Origin of the sequence: Arthrobacter sp. HY1533, assembly GCF_027568515.1 — a bacterium.
GTDB lineage: Bacteria > Actinomycetota > Actinomycetes > Actinomycetales > Micrococcaceae > Specibacter.
The window spans coordinates 1-19,390 of sequence record NZ_JANKZF010000003.1; the positions used below are offsets into that span (position 1 = coordinate 1).

Here is a 19,390-nt window from a genome sequence, read left to right on the forward strand (position 1 = left end):
GGTCACCTTTTTTTTGTTTTTTCCTTCTGTTTGGGGGGTTTTGGCCCCCCACCGGGCCCCAACAACCCGCATCAGGGATGGTGTCAGCGTTTCTGCTTAACGATCTTTTCCTGGTCGACGTCCTCGGCGGCAAGCGCATCGAACTCTTCGTGGCCGGCGCCGACAAGCTTGTCGTCGCCATCCCCGAAGAAGCCCTTCTTGAAGTCAACAATGTTGGACTTGAGTGCTTCAACCGTTGAGTCTTCGAGCAGGTTGGTCTGAGCCAAGGTGGTCAGGACCGAGGTGCGCAGGCGCAGGTGCTCCAGGAACTCGGTCTCGAAGCGGCGCACATCTTCCACCGGGACGTTGTCCAGGTAGCCGTTGGTGCCCATCCAGATTGAAACAACCTGGTTTTCGACCGGGAACGGTGCGTACTGGCCCTGCTTGAGCAGTTCCATCAGGCGGGCGCCACGGGTCAGCTGCTGCTTGGAAGCGGCATCCAGGTCCGAGGCAAACATGGCAAATGCCTGCATGTCGCGGTACTGGGCCAATTCCAGCTTCAACGTACCGGAAACCTTCTTCATGGCCTTGACCTGTGCGGCACCGCCAACGCGGGACACAGAGACACCCACGTCAACAGCGGGACGCTGGTTGGCGTTGAAGAGGTCCGACTGCAGGAAGATCTGGCCATCGGTGATGGAAATGACGTTGGTCGGGATGTAGGCCGAGACGTCGTTTGCCTTGGTTTCAATGATCGGCAGGCCGGTCATTGAACCTGCGCCGAGCTCGTCGGAGAGCTTTGCACAGCGTTCCAGCAGGCGGGAGTGCAGGTAGAACACGTCACCCGGGTATGCCTCGCGGCCCGGCGGGCGGCGCAGCAGCAGCGAGACGGCGCGGTAGGCTTCAGCCTGCTTGGAGAGGTCATCAAACACGATCAGGACGTGCTTGCCGGCGTACATCCAGTGCTGGCCGATGGCCGAACCGGTGTAGGGAGCCAGGTACTTGAAACCAGCCGGGTCAGATGCCGGGGAGGCAATGATCGTGGTGTATTCCAAGGCACCGTTGTCAGCCAGGGTCTGGCGGACAGCAGCGATGGTGGATGCCTTCTGGCCGATTGCAACGTAAACGCAGCGAACCTGCTTCTTGACATCCCCTGAAGCCCAGTTGGCCTTCTGGTTGATGATGGCGTCAACGGCCAGGGCCGTCTTGCCGGTCTGGCGGTCACCAATGATCAGCTGGCGCTGGCCACGGCCGATCGGGATCATGGCGTCAATGGCCTTCATACCGGTCTGCAGCGGTTCGTGAACCGACTTGCGCTCGGTAACGCCAGGAGCCTGAAGTTCGAGGGCGCGGCGGCCTTCGGATTCAATCTCGCCCAGGTCGTCCATGGGCTGGCCCAGGGGGTCAACCACGCGGCCCAGGAAGTTGTCGCCCACCGGCACGGAGAGGATCTCCCCGGTGCGGTGAACCTGCTGGCCCTCGGCGATGCCGGCGAAGTCGCCAAGGACAACAACACCGATCTCGCGAGTGTCCAAGTTCTGGGCCAGGCCCAGTGTGCCATCTTCGAAACGAAGAAGCTCGTTGGCCATGACGGAGGGAAGACCCTCCACCTTGGCAATGCCGTCACTAGCCGTGGTGACGCGGCCAACCTCGACGCGCTCTGCGTTGCCCGGTTCATAGGACGCTGCGAACTCATTCAAGGCATTCCGGACGTCGTCGGCATTGATGGTCAAGTCGGCCATCTGCAGTCCCTGCTCTCCTAAGTTGTGGCTGCCGCCGCTAATACAAGTGGTAGGCGGCACCCTAAGTGTTTGATTCAGTCTGTTGTGGACTGGCGGGTGTGGAACTAAGAGTCCCTACACTGCCAACCGGCGGCGAAGTTCGGCAATGCGGGTTGCTGCGGTTGCGTCAACAACCTCAGATCCCACAACAACCTTGATTCCGCCGACCAATGTCGGATCGATCGTGACATTGATCTTCAAGTCGCGGCCATAGAGGTTGTTCAAGCCGGCCTGCAGGCGGGCGAGCTGCTCTTCGCTCAGGTCACGGGTGACACTGACGGAGGCAATCCAGCGCTGCTGGCGCTTGGCAACCAATTCCACGAAACGTTGCACCAGGGCCGTTGGCTTGAGCCCGCGGGGGGCAGTCACGGCCTGGTGGATCAACAGCGCGGCGACGTCGCCGGCTTCCGGGACAACCTTGCGCGCCAGGGCGCCCTTGGCTGCATCCGAGGCCTGTGCATCGTCAAATGCGCGCTGCAGATCATGACTGGACCCAACAACACGGATAAACGAGAAGAGTTCCTCTTCAAGCTTGTCCAGGTTGGCAGAACCGCCACCTTGACCTTCAGCAACTGCGATCGCCGATGTTGCTGCCAGGACTTCGAGTGCATCGCCCAGGTCACGTGCCGAGCTCCATCGTGAGGCAACCAGGTCCAGGAAGACGGCCTGCGCCTGGGCGCCGACCTTGCCCGAGACCAGCTTGGTGGCCAGTGCTGCCTTGTCCGCACCCTGGCGGGTGGGATCAGTCAGTGCGCGGCGCAGGCCGGCGTTGCTGTCCAGGAGCTCCAAGATGCCAAAGAGGTCCTGGGCCAGTGCGATCGACGCAGTGGCAAGCTGGGGTTCCAACGACTCCAGGGCCGCTGCCAATGACTTGCTCGATACACCTGCCATTACTTCGATGCACCCGCGTTCGTCTGGTTTTCCAGATCAGCCAGGAAGCGCTCAACGACGCGGTTGGAACGCGCATCGTCTTCGAGTGCTTCGCCGACGATCTTGCCGGCAAGCGACGTTGCCAAGGTGCCAACCTCGCTGCGGAGGGAGTTCACTGCGGCAACACGCTCGGATTCGATCGTGACCTGTGCCTGTGCGGTGATGCGTGCAGATTCCTCTGCAGCCTTCGCCTTCAGGTCAGCCAGGATCTGGGCGCCTTCTGCACGGGCGGTCTCACGGATGGTGTTGGCCTCCGTGCGTGCGTCCATCAGCTGGGCCTTGTACTGCTCCAGGAGGGCGTTGGCTTCTGCCTGCGCCTCTTCTGCCTTCTCGAGCCCACCTTCGATGGCCTCTACACGGTCGGTGTAGGACTTCTCGAAGGTCGGTGCGATGAATTTCTTCACCACGAAGAGCAGGACAGCGAAGGACACAGCAGTAACTAGTATTTCCCAAACATTGGGAACAAGCGGGTTTGCACCCTCACTAGCAGCGAGGATTACTTCTGCGGTAATCATTTCTCACTAATCCTTAATCTGATATTTGTCCATGAACACTGCGGCCCCCGCAAAGGGGCCAGGGGGTTCAAAAGGACTAAGCGCCGATGACGAAGGCGAAGACCAGGCCCAAGATGGCCAGTGCTTCTGCAAGGGCGAAGCCAAGCAGTGCGATGGGCTGCAGGATGCGCTGTGCTTCGGGCTGGCGGGCCACACCGTTGATGTATGCGGCGAAGATCATGCCCACACCAATAGCCGAGCCAATTGCTGCCAGGCCGTAGCCAATCATGTTGAGCGAGCCGTGGAGTTCCATTTCGTTCCTTTCAAGATACCGGCGTTGTGCCGGCAGGTTGTGAGGTGATTCTTTAGGGGAAAGCTTGTGGGGGTGAACCCGGGAGGGAAAACGTCTTAGTGTGCGTCAGCTTCCAGGCTGCCCTGGATGTAGATCGCGGTCAGCAGCGTGAACACAAACGCCTGCAGGACCATGATCAGAAGTTCCAGGAAGTACATGGCAACTGAGCCCGCGATCACTGCAACGCCTGTGGCGTTGAGCAGGATGCTGTCCTGGACGACGATCAGGTACTGCGCGCCGCTGCCTGCCAGTGCCACAATCATGTGGCCGGCCAGCATTGTCGCCATCAAACGCAGGGAGTGCGTCAGCGGGCGGACAATGAAGTTGGAAATGATTTCCAAGGGCACCATCAGCGGCATGATCCAGCCGGGAACACCGGAGGGAACAACTGCCAGCTTGAAGTAGCGGATGCCGTGCTTCTGCACGCCAACACCGATCCACGTGAAGTAGATGATGAGGGCGATTGCATAGGCACTGCCTGCGTGTGAGAACGAGGGCAGCTGCAGCAGCGGGATTGCGCCGAAGATGTTGTTCAGCAGCACAAACAGGAACACGGAGAAGAGCAGCGGCACCCAGGGGCGGAAGTTCTTCTCACCCATGATGTCGCGGCCCACAGTGTTGCGCGCGAAGCTGTAGAAGCCTTCGGCGAAGAACTGGAGCCGGCCCGGAACCAGTTTCGGGTTACGGATCGCAACTTTAAAGAAAACAGTGATCAAGACCACCGACAAGATGACCATGATCATCTGCTTGCCGAGCCCAGTGCCGTATTCGGCCATCCAGGGAAGGATGTCTGGGAGGTGGGTGTCACTAATCGTCGGTGGAACGAAGCCACCGTCATTCGAGGCCATCGGAAGCGCAAACGCGGTCAACGCGCTGTCCTCTCTGCAGTTTCGGTCATAGGGCAAGTGTGCTGGGCCATCGCGAGACGGTCAGCTACGTGAAAGAGTCTGATGGTGGGATTCATTGCTGTTTGCCATTATCTGGGCGGCCATGCCTTTGATAATGCCGGGCCAGGTAGTATCCGCAGACCGCCCCAACGGGTATGGCAGCGAACACAATCCAAGCAGTGTGCAATAAAAAGTCCAGTCCCCACCCTATCAAACCCCAGAGAAGGATTCCGCCAATAATGTAGGTGTAATCCAGCTTTCCGGCGTTCTGCGCCGGTGGAACAACCACATGGCGGGGTTCTGTGCCGTCGGGGTCCTTATGCGTCATGGGAACCGTCCTTTGTGTCGCTGGTGCTGCCGTTGCCGGCCTCGCCTGCGGGGCTGGCCGGGGCCTGCGCCGGCACCGCCGACTCATCGAAAATCAGGAAGCGCTGCTTGCTGAAGATGACCACCTCGGTGGCCTGCCACAGCAGCACGCAGGCCACTGCGGCACCTGCAAACCAGGGCTTGTTGAGCCAGCCGGGGGTTCCCATGGCGAAAAGCACCGCGGCAAACCCCACAACCTTCACAAAGTACGTCATGACAAAGATGCCCATGACGGCCTGGGGCATTTTCCTGCTGAACAGGTGGCCCACCAGCAGGCTCAGGCCAAAGAAGGAGATGACCAACAGCGAGCCAAACAGCACGCTGGCCACTCCGTCCGCATCGGTGAAGATGAAGGCCAGCAGGACCATGACGGCAACGGCAATGCCGTCCACCAGCAGGCACTTTTTCAGGATGTTCCAGCTGGGGCTCGCAGTGGGACCCGAGGCCGCAAAAGGCGCCTGCGCAGCGCTGTAGTGGGCGCTTTTGTCCTTCATGGGAGCTCCGTCGTCTGGGGCGGGTGCCCACGGCGGGGCAAGAGGCGGGTGAATGTCACCGATGCCAATTCTACATGAGATAGAACTGATGCCGCACGCCGGGTGCCCGCCATGGCGTCACACAGCCTTCGCAGCCCGCCGGCGCAGCAGTTTCTGGAAAAGCGTTGGCGTGCGCAGGTAGCACAGCACCACGGCAAAACCGGCGGCGGTGGCGGCAATCTGCGCCACCTCCCCGCCTTGGGCGGCGATGATGCCCAGCACGCTTACCAGGATGGTGGCCCCGGCCACCACGGCGGTGGCCTGGACGTGGCCCAGGCCCACGATTGTCAGCCGCTGGTACACATGCTGGCGGTGCGCCACGTACCAGCGCTCACCGGCCAGCAGCCTGCGCAGGAACGTCACAAAGGTGTCCGTGAGGTAGATCAGCACGGGGGAGAAAATGTATTCCACCGGGACGCCGGCAAGGAAGGCGCACATGGCTGTCACGGAAATGGCGGCACCGAGCAGGTAGCTGCCCACATCGCCCAGGAACACCTTGTTGCGGCTCAGGTTCCACGGCAGGAAGCCGGCGAACGCCAAGGCGATGGCAATGCCCGCATAGACCAGCCAGGAATGCCCCGTGAGGTGCCCGGCGTAGGCATAGAAGCCGCCCACGAGCAGGCCGTGCGAGCCGGAAATGCCGTTGATGCCGTCCATGAAGTTCGTGACGTTGATGTACGCGGCCACCGCGAGGGCCCCGGCAGGGATGAGCCACAGTTGCTGCCTGCCCGGGTCGATCACGGCCACCGCCGCCGTTGCCAGGCCGCCAACGCCCAGCTGCAGCCCTGCGCGGACCTTCACGGAGAGCCCCTTGATGTCCTCGACCCAGCCAATGGCGGCGGCGGCAAGCACGACGGCGAGAATCACCGTGAGCGTCAACTGCGCCCCGTTCCCGGCACCGGTCTGTGGCATGAAGACGGCTGTCAGCACGGCTGCGGCCAGGGCGACCGCGGTGGTGATGCCCATGCCGCGGATGGTGGGCACGGAGTGCGATGAACGGGCGTTGGGGACGTCAAGCACCCCGGCGCGCGCCAACAGGGGCCGCGCCGCGAACGGCAGCACGAGCGCCAGGACAAGCGCCACGGCGCCCACTGTGATTTGTGCCCAGGTCTCCATCAGGCACCCGCCGCAACGTCGCCGTCGGACTCGTCGATGCTGGGCACGCCCGGCCCCGCCTCGTCGCGCGTGTGCTGCAGCCACAGTTCCAGGTCCAGGTCCGCCGGATCCAGGGGGCGGGCCTGCGTGTGGGAAATCTTGGGGTGGCCGTCCGGGTCCTTGATTTCGTCGTCGCCCGTGAGCTGTTCGTGCAGCTTCTCCGAGGGGCGCAGGCCCGTGATCTCAATCTTGATGTTCCGCCCGGACATGGCAATCATGCGCTCGGCCACGTCCATGATGCGCACGGGCTCGCCCATGTCCAGGATCAGCACGTCGCCGCCGTGGCCAATGGCGCCGGCCTGGATGACAAGCTGGCAGGCCTCGGGGATGGTCATGAAGAAGCGCGTCACGTCGGGGTGGGTGACGGTGACGGGGCCGCCGTTGTTGATCTGGTCGGTGAACAGCGGCAGCATTGAACCGCGGCTGCCGATCACGTTGCCGAAGCGGACGGAGACGTAGCGCTTGCCCGTCTCCCCCGCCATCCAGGCCGTGAGCTTCTCGGCGGCGCGCTTGGAGTGGCCCAGGGCCGTGGTGGGGCTGGCGGCCTTGTCGGTGGAGATGTTCACATAAGTTTCAACGTCAACGCTGCGGGCCGCGGCCAAGACGTTCAGGGAGCCCAGCACGTTGGTCTTCCAGCCCTCCTCCGGGTACATCTGCAACAGCGGTGCGTGCTTGAGGGCCGCTGCGTGGAAAACCACCTCGGGACGGCGCTTGGCGAAGATTTCGTTGAGCGAATCGGCGTCGCGGATGTCGGCGAGCACAATGTTGTTGTTGTCCAGCAGGCCGTGGCCCCAGATGGACAGCTGCGTGTGCTGGAGCCCGGATTCGTCCCTGTCCAGCATGATCAGCTCGGCCGGGTCAAAGCCGTGCAGCTGGCGGCACAGCTCGGAGCCGATCGAGCCGCCGGCACCTGTCACCAGGACGCGCTTGCCCCGGATGTAGCCGGCAATCTGCTCCACCTCGGTCTCCACGGGCGATCGGCCAATGAGGTCGGCGACATCAATTTCGCGGAAGTCCGTCAGCCCGCCCTTGCTGTCTTTGTTGGTGTCGGGGCTGAGCATCTCCTGCAACGGCGGCAGGACCAGCACCTTCACGCCCAGCCCGGAGACGCGGTCCGAAATCCGGCGGATGGCCCGCGAGTCCAGGTGGGCAATGGCCAGGACCACCACCGTGGACTTGGTGCGCTTGATGATCTCGGGCAGTTCGTCGCCAATGCCCAGCACGCCCACCGAGCTCAGGCGCAGGTGCTTCTTGGTGGGGTCGTCGTCGATCAGGCCCACGGGGACGTACGGGGACTCGGGGTCCTGGACCATGCGGGTGACAAGCGAGTTGCCCAGGAAGCCGGCGCCGTAGACAAGGGTCCGCTGGGCCTCCTCGCCGAAGATCGGCTTGCCCTCGACGTACAGTCGCTTGGCGTAGCGCACGGCGGCCATGAGCAGGGCCGCGAAGGGGAAGGCGATGACGGCCACGGAGCGGGCAATGTGGAGTTCGTTGATGAGCACCGACAGGAAGACGCTGGTGACCACGGCGACAATGAGCGTCACGGCGACCAGGACCCTGGCCTCGTGGATGCTGCCAAAGGTGTAGCGGCCCCGGTACAGGGCCATGTACCAGCCGGCAATGAGCTGTGTGGCAACGGCCACGGCGATCAGGCCCGCCAGGCCAACAAAGTTGATCAGGCCAATGTCGAGTTCATAGCGCAGCAGCACTGCCAAAAAGAGCGCCACGGCCCAGGCAAGGGAGTCGAGCAGGGCCTGTGACCAGAGCCAGAGCCGGGGCTTCCGCTCGCCGTCCCCGGAAGGGCCGGATCCCTGGCCCGCTGCGGGGATTCCGGCTGCCTGCTTGCTGGAGGTATTCAATGCGACTCTGGTTCCGTATTCTGCCGGTTGCTAGGTTGCTGAGGCCTTGTTCCACGGCACAGCGGCGGCCCATGATGGCGGCTGTACTAAAGTGGAGGCTACACAAGAATAGTAATCCCTTTGGGCGATTACCCACTGTTTAGCCGTGCCGCATGCCGCGCAACCGCCGCGGGCAGGCGCCCGAGAGGACCCTCCCTTGACCGATACCGTAGCCGTCGCTGCCGTCACCTTTGACAGGCCCTCGGACGTGCGCACCCTGCTCGGGGCCCTGGCCGCGCAAAGCCACACGCCGCACGCCATCGCCCTGGTGGATTCGGGCACACAGGACGTGCGCAGCATTGCCGAGGAGTCACCGGCCGAGGTCACGTATGTGAGGTCGCTGGCCAACCTGGGCGGCGCCGGCGGGTTCTCACTGGCCATCCTGAACGCCATTGCCTCGGGTGCGCAGTGGGTCTGGATCATGGACGACGACGCCCATCCCGAGGACCCCGAATGCCTGGCCACACTGCTGGCAGCGGCGAAGGAGCGCGGCCTGGACGTGGTGGTGCCCATCATCGTGGCCCCGGGCGAGCCCACCAAGCTGTCCTTCCCGTTCCGCATTGACGGCCACCTCACGCATGAGCGTTCAGTGGTGGAGCCGCTGGGCTTCATTGACAACGTGGGCCAGTTCTTCAATGGCGCATTGATCCGCAGCGACGTCTTCTTCAAGGTGGGCCTGCCCGATCTGCGCCTGTTCATCCGCGGCGATGAAACCGACTTCATGCTGCGACTGCGCGAGGCCAAGGTGAAGTTCGGCACCGTCACCTCCGTGGCACTGAGCCACCCGGTGGGCTGGGGCGAGGTCCAGCAGGTCCTGGGCGACCGCCTGCACGTGCTGGTCCCGGAAACTGCCTTCAAGCGCTTCTACTATTACCGCAACCGCGGCCACCTCACCCGCAAGCACCGCCGCGTGCGCTCCTTCGTGGCCGACGCGGTGGGATACCCCCTGTTCTTCCTCAAAAAGGGCGATCTCAAGGGCCTGGCCAAGTGGGCCGGCACGTACGGCGCCGGGCTGCGCGGGGCAAAGTTCGGCCCCATGAAGGACCAAAAGTTTTGAGCCTGGGCCGCCGCGAGCAGTTTTTCGTTGTCATCACCACGTTCAACCGTGCTGACTACCTTGCCGAGCTGCTGTCCTCGGTTGCCGCCCTCGACCCCGCCCCGCACGGCGTGGTGGTGGTCAACAACGCCAGCACTGACGGCACCGCATCCGTCATAGAGGAGGCCCGGGCGCGCTTTGCGGCGCTTCCCGCGCCGATCCCCCTGGTCCACCACCTGCTCGCCGAGAACTCCGGCGGTGCCGGCGGCTTCTCCGCCGGCGTGGAGCGTGCCCTGGCCGAGGGTGCGCAGTGGATGTGGCTGATGGACGACGACGTCACTGCCGTTCCCGGGGCCATCGGCGCCTTTGGCCCGTGGATGGAGCGCTACGACGCCCTGGTGGGGCGCCGCTACGACGCCGCCGGCGAGCCCTTCTATTGGCAGAACAACTTCAGCTCCTTCCTTGGCTTCCCCCTGCCCGTGCGCGGGGACGTTTTCAAGGACTCCAATGAATTCGCCACCAACGCCGGCTGCTTTGAGGGCATGCTGCTGCACCGCGACGCCGTTGCCGAGGTTGGGCTGCCCGACCCGCGCTTCTTCCTGACCTGGGACGACACCGTGTACGGCTGGCTCATCTCGCTGCGCCGCCCCGTGGTTTACGTCAATGAGTTTGTGCTGCACAAGGCGCGCGCCCAGCGCAGCATCGACCTGGGCATCCGCCACCTCAATGACTCCTCGGACCTTGGCCGCTACTACGTCATGCGCAACCGCGGCCTTGTGGCACAGTACCTGCGCGCCAACGGCCGCTTCAACCGCGTTGGTTTTGCCCTCGGCACGGTCTTGACCGCGGCCAAGGAAGTGCTGCGCCTGCTGGCCGTGGAGAAGTCACCCAAGGGCGCCGGCCGGCTGCTGGCGGGCTGGCGGGAATCCCGGCGCATCATGGCCGCCACGGACTTTGAGCCCATGCCGGCCCTGGACCTGGCCCCCGGCCGGGACGGCGGCGCGGCATGAGCGGCGAAACGCCTGGCCTGAGGTGGGCCGTGGTTGGCGCCTCCGGCTTTGTGGGCAGCGCCGTGGTTGCGGAGCTGCGCGGCCGCGGCCTGGACGTCCTTGAGGTCACGGCACCGCGGCTCGAGAGCAGCGCCACGGCTGCCGCGGACGTGGTGGCCGAGGCCGCCGGCGCGAATGCCGGCGCAGCCGCCGCTGCGGCCGCCTTGCTCGAGACGTTCCGCGGTGTGGACGTTGTGGTCAACGCCGCGGGCCTGGCCACGCCCGGCGGCGGCGAATCGCCGGGGCAGACGGGGGCCAATGCGCTCCTGCCGGCAGTCATTGCCACCGCGGCGCGGGACGCCGGCGCCCGGCGCCTGGTGCACCTGAGCAGCGCCTCCGTCCAGGGGCAGTTGCGCACCATCGACGCCTCAAGCCGCCGCGAGCCGTTTTCCGCCTACTCACGGTCCAAGGCCCTCGGGGAGGAAGCCCTGGAGCTGCTTGCGGCCGGGCCGCTGGGCATCACCACCATCCGCGCCACCTCCGTGCAGGGTCCCAGCCGCCCCACCACGCTGTCGCTGGCCAAGATTGCCCGCTCGCCGCTGGCCAGCGTGGCAGCCCCCGGCACAGCCCCCACACCCGTGAGCTCCATCGACGCGCTGGCCTGGTTTGTCGCCGAGGTGGGCAGGCACCCAGGCGGGGTTCCCGCCGTCGTGCTCCAGCCATGGGAGGGGCTCTCCGTCCGCGAGGTCCTCGCGGCGGCTGGCGGCCGCTCCCCCATCACCCTGCCCGCGTGGCTGTGCCGCGCCGTGCTTGCCGCGGGCTACGCGGTGTCGGGCGCGCTGCTGGGCGAGAGGCTGCACGGTCCGCTGCGGCGCGTGGAGCTCATGTGGTTTGGCCAGGAACAAGTTCCTGGCTGGGCCGAGGCGGAGGGCCTGGTGCCGGTTCCGGCCGTGGCCCGCGTCCTGGAGCAGGCCCGCACCGCCGCTTAGGCCTGGAGGCGGACCTTCAGGGCACTGCGGCTGTCCATGGCCCGGTAGCCGTCTGCCGCGTCCTCCAGGCTGATGGTTTGGTCGAACACCTTGCCGGGGTTGATGCTGCCGCTGAGCACCTCGGGCAGGAATTCCTCGATGTAGGCGCGCACGGGTGCCGGCCCGCCGGTCAGCGTGATGTTGTGGCCGAACAGGCTGCCGAATCCCACGGGTGCCTCCTCATATTGCGGCACACCCACGCGCGAGATCGTGCCGCCAGGGCGCACCACGCCAACGGCCTGCGTATAGGCCTCCATGTAGCCCACGGCCTCCAGGACAGTGTGGGTGCCCTGGCCGCCGGTGAGTTCACGGACCCTTTCAATTCCCTCCGCGCCGCGCTCGGCCACCACATCGGTGGCGCCGAACTCACGGCCCAGGTCCGTGCGGTCCCCGTGGCGGCCCATCAGGATGATCTGCTCCGCGCCCAGCCGCCTGGCGCTGAGCACGGCCATGAGGCCCACGGCGCCGTCGCCAATCACCGTGACTGTTGTTCGGGCGTTGACCCCGGCGCTGCGGGCGGCGTGGTGGCCCGTGCCCAGCACATCGGAGAGGGTCAGCAGGGACGGCAGCAGGGCGTCGTCAGCGCCCGACGGCGTGTAGCCGGGCACCTTGACGAGGGTTCCGTCGGCGAGGGGCACCCGCACGGCCTCCGCCTGGCCGCCGGCAACATCCCCCGAATTCCAGAAGCCGCCGTTGCTGCAGGAGGTTTGCAGACCCTCGCGGCAGAAGTCGCAATTCCCGCAGGACCACGCGAAAGGGGCAATGACAAAGTCACCCTTGGCCAAGGTCCGCACTGCAGCGCCAATCTCCTCAACGATGCCAATGAATTCATGCCCCATGGAGGATCCCGTGCCGCCAGCAGGGCTGTGGTGGTAGGGGTGCAGGTCGCTGCCGCAGATACAGGAGTTCACCACCCTCACAATGGCGTCCGTTGGGTTCAACAGCACGGGGTCGGCAGTGGTTTCCACCCGGACGTCGCCGGCTCCGTACATAAATGTGGCTCGCATGGCACTTCTTCCTTGACGCTGGTGCCGGCGCATTCCGCCGGCCTGCCCCCAGTCAAGCTTCTTTTGCAGCTGTGTGGGAGTGCCTGCCATTGCAGGTAATGGCAGTGCCTCCCTGCGCCGATCGGCCCGGCGTACTGTTGAAACCATGGACCACAAAACTGAGATTCGGGAGTTTCTGACCAGCCGGCGCGCCCGGCTCACACCCGATCAAGCCGGACTGCCTGCCTATGGCGGCAACCGCCGGGTCAAGGGGCTGCGCCGGGAGGAAGTGTCCCTGTTGGCCGGGGTCAGCATCGACTACTACGTGCGCATGGAGCGCGGCAACCTTGCAGGGGTCTCCGAGAGTGTGCTTGAGGCCGTGGCCCGCGCACTCCAGCTCGACGAGGCGGAGCACGGACACTTGTTTGCCCTGGCGCAGAAATCCTCGGGCAAGGCCCCGGCCCGGCGCCGGCCTGCACCGCTGAAGGTGCGCGCCAACCTGCAGGAGATCCTGGACGCCATGCCCGGCATACCCGCCTGGATCCGCAACGCCCGGCACGACTTCCTGGCCGGCAATGAGATGGCACGGGCCTTGTACTCCCCCCTCCTCGCCTCGCCGGGCCAGCCGCCCAACACGGCGCGCTTTGTCTACCTTGACCCGGACTCCAAGACGTTCTTCGGCGACTGGGACAGGGCCGCCGACGACCTCGCCGCCATGCTGCGCCAGGAAGCCGGGCGCAATCCCCAAGACAAGGCCCTGGCAGAGCTGGCGGGCGAGTTGTCCACGCGCAGCGAGGACTTCCGCCGTCGTTGGGCCGCACACAATGTGCGCTTCCACCGCACGGGGGCCAAGAAGCTGCACCACCCCGTGGTGGGCGACCTTGAGCTGAACTTTGAGGCCATGGAATTCCCCTCCGACCCGGGCCTGACGCTCATTGTCTACACCGCAGCCGCCGGCAGCCCGTCGGCGGATGCCCTGAAGCTGCTGGGCAGCTGGGCCAGCACACAGGCCGCCGCTGCCGCGCCGGCGCACCAGAACTCACCCACGGAATAGGAGGAAACACATGAAGCGAGTGCCCAAGACGCCCACCACCAAGGGACCGGCGCAGATGTTTACAGGCGACGTCCACTTCGACGTCATTGCTGCCGGCGAGGCCCCCTCGCGGCTGCGCGTGAACACCGTCCGGTTCGCACCCGGCGCACACACCGCCTGGCACCGGCACGCCAACGGCCAGACCCTCCACGTCACCGACGGCGTGGGCTATGTCCAGGCCCGGGGCGGCGAGCTCATCACGATGCACCCGGGCGACACCGTGCACACTCCCCCTGGCGAGTGGCACTGGCACGGCGCAAGCCCCACCGACTTCATGGTCCACCTGGCCATGTGGGAATCCCTCGCCGAGGGCCAGGACGGCCCCGAAACGGAGTGGGGCGAGCACCTGGCCGAGGGTGAATACCCCGTTTAACCACCGTGAACACGCACTTGTGGCCCCGAAATCATGATTTCGGGGCCACAAGTGCGTGTTCACGGTGCTTCCACGGGGAGCTAGGGCTTGGCGTCGCCTTCGGCCGGCTCGGCGTCTTCCACTGTGTCTTCCGCAGGCTCAGCGACGGCTGCAGGCTCAGCGTCAGCATTGCTTTCGGCGATTTCAGCATCCGACTTGACCAAGTCAATCGCCGGTTCCGCTTCGTCTTCGGCCGGGGCATCCTTGACCAGGTTGGCCGGCTCCCACAGCTCGGGCTCGGCGTCGCCGCCCAGGGCGCTGGGGACAATGCGCTTGATTTCCTCCAGGCTGATGGCGCCCTCGCGGACCACACGCAGGCGCAGGCCCGTGGCGTCAACAATCGTGGACGGAGTGGGGTCGGTGCCCTCCAGCGGGCGGAAGCCGCCCTCCAGGTACACCTCCACCGATTCGGCCAGCTGTGAGCGTGCCTCGGAGGCCGTCTGGGCGGCGGGCTGCCCCGTGCGGTTGGCACTGGAGACGGCCAGCGGGCCCGTGATGGTGAGCAGGTCAAGTGCCAGCTGGTCGTCGGGGACGCGCAGTGCCACGGTGCCCTTGGTCTCCCCCAGGTCCCAGGTCAGGGTGGGCTGGGAGTGGAAGATCAAGGTGAGCGGGCCCGGCCAGTACTTCTCGGCAAGCTTGCGGGCATCGTCGGGAATGTCCACGGCGAGGCCCTCCATGGTGCCGATCCGCGGGATCAGCACGGGCGGGGGCATGTTGCGGCCGCGGCCCTTGGCAGCCAGCAGCGTGGCCACGGCCTGCGGGGAGAAAGCGTCGGCGGCAATGCCGTAGACGGTGTCCGTTGGCATGACAATGACCTGCCTGCCGGCGATGGCCTTCTGCGCGTGGGCCAGGCCCTCGGCGCGCTGCTCATCATTGGTGCAGTTATAGGAAGTGGTACTCACGTCAACCATTCTTTCATCACGGCGCCCCCTGAGTGGAACGCCAGCCGACTTTCACAGTGATTCACCGCAACAATTCCGTGGACCCTAGAGCCGGATGCCGCTGGTGGCCCGGTCCCGGCCCGTCAGGTCAACATGGCCCCGGACATCGCGCCAGTTCCCGGAGGCCTGCATCATGGCCACCATTTGCTCGGCCTGCACCTCGGCGTGCTCCATGACAAAGAAGCCGCCGGAATGAAGCAGCCGTGCGGCCGTTGCGGCAGCCGCCGTGGGCAGCTCCATGCCGTCAGCTCCCCCGCCGTACAGTGCCATGTGCGGATCGTGGAGCCGAACTTCCAAGTCTCGCGGAATGGCCGCAGCAGGAATGTACGGCGGGTTGGAGACCACCACGTCCACGCTCCCATCCAGCTCTGCGAAGGCGTCGCGGAGGTCGCCCTGCACCAGGGTGGCCCCGGTGCCGGCAAGGTTCCGCTCTGCCCACGGGTAGGCGTCATCGCTTAGTTCCACGGCGTACACCCGTGTTCCGGCCGATTCCGTGGCCAGCGAACCGGCAATGGCGCCGGAGCCCGTGCCCAGGTCCACGGCCAGCAGTTCAGCCGCATCACCGCGTTCCTGGCGCAAGCGGGTTAATTCATCCAGTGCCAGCTGGACAACCGATTCCGTCTCGGGTCTGGGCACAAAAACACCCTTGCCCACGGCCAGCTCAAGGTGGCGGAAGTAGGCCACGCCCGTGATGTGCTGCAGGGGTTCCCGCGCGGCACGGCGCGCCACCAGGGCGTCGTAGCCGGCGGGTGCCACAGCTGTGCCAAATAGCATGGCGGCCAGTTCCCCGCGGCTCACACCGAGCAGATGCGCCGCCAACAGCTGCGCATCCACCGCCGGTGAGGGCACGCCGGCGGCGGCAAGGGCCGCCGTCGCTCCCGCAACGGCATCGGCCAGGCTGGGGCCACGCTCGCCAGGTTCCGGGGAAATCGCGCCAGCGATTTCCCCGGCCGGCGAGTGGGGACTAGTCACCCAGGGCGTCCAATCGGGCCTGTTCGTCCATCTCAATGGCCGACTGCACCACGGGTTCCAGGTCGCCGTTCATGACGGCGTCCAGGTTGTAGGCCTTGTAGCCGGTGCGGTGGTCCGCGATCCGGTTTTCCGGGTAGTTGTAGGTGCGGATGCGCTCGGAGCGGTCCATGGTGCGGATCTGGGACTTGCGCACGGCGGAGTTTTCCGCGTCCACAATGGCCTGCTGGTGGGCCAGGATGCGGGCACGCAGCACGCGCATGCCGGCTTCACGGTTCTGCAGCTGCGACTTCTCGTTCTGCATGGCCACCACAATGCCCGTGGGAAGGTGGGTGATGCGCACGGCGGAGTCGGTAGTATTGACCGACTGGCCGCCGGGGCCCGAGGAACGGTACACGTCGATCTTGAGGTCGTTCTGGTTGATGTCCACTTCCTCGGGCTCATCAACTTCCGGCAGCACCAGCACACCGGCGGCCGAGGTGTGGATGCGCCCCTGGCTTTCAGTGGCAGGAACACGCTGCACGCGGTGCACGCCGCCTTCGAACTTCAGGCGGGCAAACACGCCCTCGGCGGGGTCGTTGGAACGGCCCTTCACGGCAATGGAAATGTCCTTGTAGCCGCCCAGGTCGGACTCGGTGGCGGAGATGATTTCCGTCTTCCAGCCGCGCTGGTCAGCATAGCGGGTGTACATGCGCACCAGGTCGGCAGCGAACAGGGCTGCCTCGTCGCCGCCTTCTCCGGCCTTGACCTCAAGGATCACATCGCGTGCGTCATCGGGGTCGCGCGGGATGAGCAGGCGGCGCAGCTTCTCCTGGGCGGCGGCAAGCGCCTCCTCCAGGACGGGGACCTCGGCGGCAAATTCTGCATCCTCGGCAGCCATCTCGCGGGCGGCCTCCAGATCGTCGCTGATGGACTCAACCTGGTGGTAGCCCTCAACCACGTTGCTCAGTTCCGCATACCGGCGGCCCAGCTTGCGGGCCAGCGCCTGGTCGGCGTGCACTTCGGGCTCGCTCAGGCGCATCTGCAGCTCGGCGTGCTCATCAAGCAGACCGTGGATGGATTCAAACATTTCAAAACCTCTCTCGACGTACGTCAAGTCTAATTACAATTGGCCCGGCGGCGGCTCCGGCGGCGGGCCGGCCGCCGGACAACGCGAAAGGGCGGGTCCGCACACGAATGTGCGGTCCCGCCCCAATTGCAGCGCTACTTGTCCAGCTCAGCCTTCGAACCCAGGGTGGTCTTCTGGATCTGCATGAGGAACTCGACGTTGGAGCCTGTCTCACGGATCTTGGAGGTCAGCAGTTCAAGCGACTGCTGCATTTCCAGGCCGGAGAGCACGCGACGCAGGCGCCACATGATCTTTACTTCCTCAGGGGAAAGCAGGTTCTCCTCGCGACGGGTGCCTGACGCGTTGACGTCAACGGCCGGGAAGATGCGCTTGTCGGCCAGCTGGCGTGACAGGCGCAATTCCATGTTGCCGGTGCCCTTGAACTCCTCGAAGATGACCTCGTCAGCCTTGGAACCGGTTTCCACCAGTGCCGTGGCCAGGATGGTCAGTGAGCCGCCGTTTTCAATGTTGCGGGCCGCACCGAAGAAACGCTTCGGCGGGTACAGGGCTGCGGAATCCACACCACCGGAGAGGATGCGGCCGGAGGACGGTGCCGAGTTGTTGTAGGCACGGCCCAGGCGGGTCATGGAGTCCAACAGGACAACAACATCCATGCCCATTTCCACGAGGCGCTTGGCGCGCTCGATCGACAGTTCGGCAACCTGTGTGTGGTCGTCGGCGGGGCGGTCGAAGGTTGAGGCAATGACCTCGCCCTTGACGGTGCGCTGCATGTCGGTGACTTCTTCGGGACGTTCGTCAACGAGCACCATCATGAGGTGGACCTCAGGGTTGTTGATGGTGATGGCGTTGGCGATTGCCTGCAGGATCAGCGTCTTTCCGGCCTTCGGCGGGGAGACGATCAGGCCGCGCTGGCCCTTGCCGATGGGGGCGACCAGGTCGATGACACGGGGTCCGACCTTCTTGGGGTCGGTTTCCAGGCGCAGGCGCTCGGAGGGGTACAGCGGAACCAGCTTGGCGAACTCGACGCGGTTCTTCAGTTCCTCGGGGTTCTTGCCGTTGACGCTCGTGACGCGCACCAGTGCGTTGAACTTCTGGCGTGCGCTCTGGGCGTTGCTGCGGTCCTCGCCTTCGCGGGGTGCACGGATGGCACCGACCACGGCGTCGCCCTTGCGCAGGTTGTACTTCTTGACCTGGTTCAGGGAAACGTAGACATCGTTGGAGCCCGGCAGGTAGCCGGAGGTGCGCACAAAGGCGTAGTTTTCCAGGATGTCCAGGATGCCGGCCACGGGCAGCAGCACGTCGTCCTCGGTCACCTCGGTGTCATCGAAGTCCGGGCCCGCGTTGCGGCCGCGGCGGCGTTCGTTGCGGTCGCGGAAGCGGTCGTTGCGGTCGTTGCGGTCATTGCGGCTGTTGTTGGAGCTGCGGTCGTTGCGCTCGTTGCCGCCGTCGTTGGTGTTGCGGTCGCGGCGGTTGCGGCGGTTGCGGCTGTTGCGTGAGCCGTCCTCGTCGTCGTTGCCCGCGGCGTTGGCAGCACCCTGGTTGTTGTTGCCACGCTCGTTGCGGTCGTTGCGCTGGGTGCGGTCGTTGCGCTGGTTGCGCTGGTTGCGGCCGTTGCGCTCGGAGCCTTCGCCGTTCTCGCCCTGCTGCTCGGCTGCGGGGGCTTCGCCCTGCTCGGCCGCGGGGGCTTCCACTGCTGCGTTTTCGGTGCCGGCGTCCTGCTGGCGGCCGCCGCCCTGGGCGCGGCGGTTGCGGGTGCGGGGCTGGCGGCGGTTGTCGCCGTCGTTCTCCGCTGCTGCCTCGGAAGGCTCGACGGCGGCTGCCTCCTGTGCGGGGGCGGCGGCCTGGGCGGGCGCCTCCTGGGCACCGGAGCCGGTGGTGATGATGCCGTCGCTGCTGGCGGCGCGGCGGGTGCGGCGGCCGCGGGCCGGGCGCTCTGCGGTCTCGGAAGTTGCGGCCTCGGTGGCGGCGGGCTCTGCCGCCGGTGCGGCGTCGGCGCCGGACTTGCGGGCGGCACCGCGCTTGGCGGGTGCCTCTGCTGCCTCGGCGGCCGGCTCGGCTGCCTTGGCGGCACGTGCCGGGCGGTCAGCGACGGACGAGCCGCGCTGGTGCGCCGAGATGGCGTCCACAAGGTCGCCCTTGCGCATGCGGGAACCGCCAGTGATGCCCAGCTGGCCTGCCAGGACCTGCAGCTGTGCCAGTTTCAAGCCTGCCAGCCCTGCGGACTTTGCAGGTGCCGACTGTGCGGCGGAGTCCAAATCAGCAGCCTTGGAAGCGGCGGCTGAAGTTACGGTTTCGGTCACGAAGGATCCTTCCCCCTCGATGGCGGGCCCAGTTGCTGGGGCCGCGATGATTAGTGTCAGATCCGCCGTTTGCTGCCGCACTGGCAGTCAAGGGCAGGTATCTGAGGTCCATTTTTCGCTCCTGGACGAACCAGAAATACGGGAAATGTGTGGTTCACCCTTCGAATCAAGCCTCACAGGGGAGCAATCCAT

General features: G+C 65.5%; 19 protein-coding genes. 5 read left to right on the forward strand and 14 right to left on the reverse strand.

Going from position 1 to position 19,390, the window contains the following annotated elements:
- Positions 1-83: 83 nt before the first annotated feature.
- From atpA to PCK14_RS03365, 9 genes are all read right to left on the reverse strand, one after another.
- Positions 84-1,721, reverse strand: a complete 1,638-nt coding sequence (atpA, locus tag PCK14_RS03325) for a F0F1 ATP synthase subunit alpha (protein ID WP_269937047.1) — start codon at positions 1,719-1,721, stop codon at positions 84-86.
- Between the two features lie 114 nt (positions 1,722-1,835).
- The gene (locus PCK14_RS03330; RefSeq protein ID WP_269937048.1) at positions 1,836-2,651 is read right to left on the reverse strand and encodes a F0F1 ATP synthase subunit delta; all 816 of its coding nucleotides are present in this window, start codon (positions 2,649-2,651) and stop codon (positions 1,836-1,838) included.
- Entirely contained in the window at positions 2,651-3,205 is a 555-nt protein-coding gene (locus PCK14_RS03335) for a F0F1 ATP synthase subunit B (protein WP_442864657.1), read from the reverse strand. Before PCK14_RS03335 ends, PCK14_RS03330 begins: the two co-directional genes overlap by 1 nt.
- A gap of 76 nt (positions 3,206-3,281) precedes the next feature.
- Positions 3,282-3,497: a F0F1 ATP synthase subunit C gene (locus tag PCK14_RS03340; RefSeq protein WP_269937049.1), complete on the reverse strand. Its 216-nt coding sequence runs from the start codon at positions 3,495-3,497 to the stop codon at positions 3,282-3,284.
- Positions 3,498-3,592: 95 nt separating this feature from the next.
- Positions 3,593-4,405: a F0F1 ATP synthase subunit A gene (atpB, locus tag PCK14_RS03345; RefSeq protein ID WP_269937050.1), complete on the reverse strand. Its 813-nt coding sequence runs from the start codon at positions 4,403-4,405 to the stop codon at positions 3,593-3,595.
- A 91-nt stretch (positions 4,406-4,496) separates the two neighbouring features.
- Complete coding sequence (locus tag PCK14_RS03350; RefSeq protein WP_269937051.1) at positions 4,497-4,751, reverse strand: hypothetical protein; 255 nt, start codon at positions 4,749-4,751, stop codon at positions 4,497-4,499.
- A complete protein-coding gene (locus tag PCK14_RS03355; RefSeq protein ID WP_269937052.1) occupies positions 4,741-5,283 on the reverse strand; it encodes a hypothetical protein in 543 nt (180 codons plus the stop codon). The genes PCK14_RS03350 and PCK14_RS03355 overlap by 11 nt, the downstream gene beginning before the upstream one ends.
- 117 nt (positions 5,284-5,400) lie before the next feature.
- Entirely contained in the window at positions 5,401-6,438 is a 1,038-nt protein-coding gene (locus PCK14_RS03360) for an MraY family glycosyltransferase (RefSeq protein ID WP_269937053.1), read from the reverse strand.
- Positions 6,438-8,336 (reverse strand): nucleoside-diphosphate sugar epimerase/dehydratase, encoded by a 1,899-nt coding sequence (locus tag PCK14_RS03365; RefSeq protein ID WP_269937054.1) that lies wholly within the window; start codon positions 8,334-8,336, stop codon positions 6,438-6,440. The genes PCK14_RS03360 and PCK14_RS03365 overlap by 1 nt, the downstream gene beginning before the upstream one ends.
- 196 nt (positions 8,337-8,532) lie before the next feature.
- Here PCK14_RS03365 and PCK14_RS03370 point away from each other — a divergent pair, with 196 nt between their 5' ends.
- Genes PCK14_RS03370 through PCK14_RS03380 form a run of 3 tightly spaced genes read left to right on the forward strand, consistent with a single transcriptional unit; the run spans position 8,533 to position 11,389 of the window.
- A complete protein-coding gene (locus PCK14_RS03370; protein WP_269937055.1) occupies positions 8,533-9,432 on the forward strand; it encodes a glycosyltransferase in 900 nt (299 codons plus the stop codon).
- Positions 9,429-10,421 carry a glycosyltransferase gene (locus PCK14_RS03375; protein ID WP_269937056.1) on the forward strand — a complete coding sequence of 331 codons (993 nt, stop codon included), beginning with the start codon at positions 9,429-9,431 and terminating at the stop codon, positions 10,419-10,421. The genes PCK14_RS03370 and PCK14_RS03375 overlap by 4 nt, the downstream gene beginning before the upstream one ends.
- Positions 10,418-11,389: an NAD-dependent epimerase/dehydratase family protein gene (locus PCK14_RS03380; RefSeq protein WP_269937057.1), complete on the forward strand. Its 972-nt coding sequence runs from the start codon at positions 10,418-10,420 to the stop codon at positions 11,387-11,389. The genes PCK14_RS03375 and PCK14_RS03380 overlap by 4 nt, the downstream gene beginning before the upstream one ends.
- Here the strand turns inward: PCK14_RS03380 and PCK14_RS03385 are convergent.
- Positions 11,386-12,435, reverse strand: a complete 1,050-nt coding sequence (locus PCK14_RS03385) for a zinc-dependent alcohol dehydrogenase family protein (protein ID WP_269937058.1) — start codon at positions 12,433-12,435, stop codon at positions 11,386-11,388. The genes PCK14_RS03380 and PCK14_RS03385 overlap by 4 nt on opposite strands.
- Positions 12,436-12,580: 145 nt before the next feature.
- Between PCK14_RS03385 and PCK14_RS03390 the strand changes: the two genes are divergently transcribed.
- Together PCK14_RS03390 and PCK14_RS03395 are read left to right on the forward strand one after the other, a co-directional pair.
- Positions 12,581-13,468 (forward strand): helix-turn-helix transcriptional regulator, encoded by an 888-nt coding sequence (locus PCK14_RS03390; protein WP_269937059.1) that lies wholly within the window; start codon positions 12,581-12,583, stop codon positions 13,466-13,468.
- Between the two features lie 10 nt (positions 13,469-13,478).
- Positions 13,479-13,880 (forward strand): (R)-mandelonitrile lyase, encoded by a 402-nt coding sequence (locus PCK14_RS03395; RefSeq protein ID WP_269937060.1) that lies wholly within the window; start codon positions 13,479-13,481, stop codon positions 13,878-13,880.
- Positions 13,881-13,960: 80 nt separating this feature from the next.
- Here the strand turns inward: PCK14_RS03395 and PCK14_RS03400 are convergent, their stop codons facing one another.
- From PCK14_RS03400 to rho, 4 genes are all read right to left on the reverse strand, one after another.
- On the reverse strand, positions 13,961-14,821 hold the full coding sequence (locus PCK14_RS03400; protein WP_442864658.1) for an L-threonylcarbamoyladenylate synthase: 861 nt from the start codon (positions 14,819-14,821) through the stop codon (positions 13,961-13,963).
- An 84-nt stretch (positions 14,822-14,905) separates the two neighbouring features.
- On the reverse strand, positions 14,906-15,790 hold the full coding sequence (gene prmC, locus PCK14_RS03405) for a peptide chain release factor N(5)-glutamine methyltransferase (RefSeq protein WP_269937256.1): 885 nt from the start codon (positions 15,788-15,790) through the stop codon (positions 14,906-14,908).
- A gap of 34 nt (positions 15,791-15,824) precedes the next feature.
- On the reverse strand, positions 15,825-16,898 hold the full coding sequence (prfA, locus tag PCK14_RS03410; protein ID WP_269937062.1) for a peptide chain release factor 1: 1,074 nt from the start codon (positions 16,896-16,898) through the stop codon (positions 15,825-15,827).
- Positions 16,899-17,032: 134 nt separating this feature from the next.
- Positions 17,033-19,198 (reverse strand): transcription termination factor Rho, encoded by a 2,166-nt coding sequence (rho, locus tag PCK14_RS03415; protein WP_269937063.1) that lies wholly within the window; start codon positions 19,196-19,198, stop codon positions 17,033-17,035.
- Between the last annotated feature and the right edge of the window lie 192 nt (positions 19,199-19,390).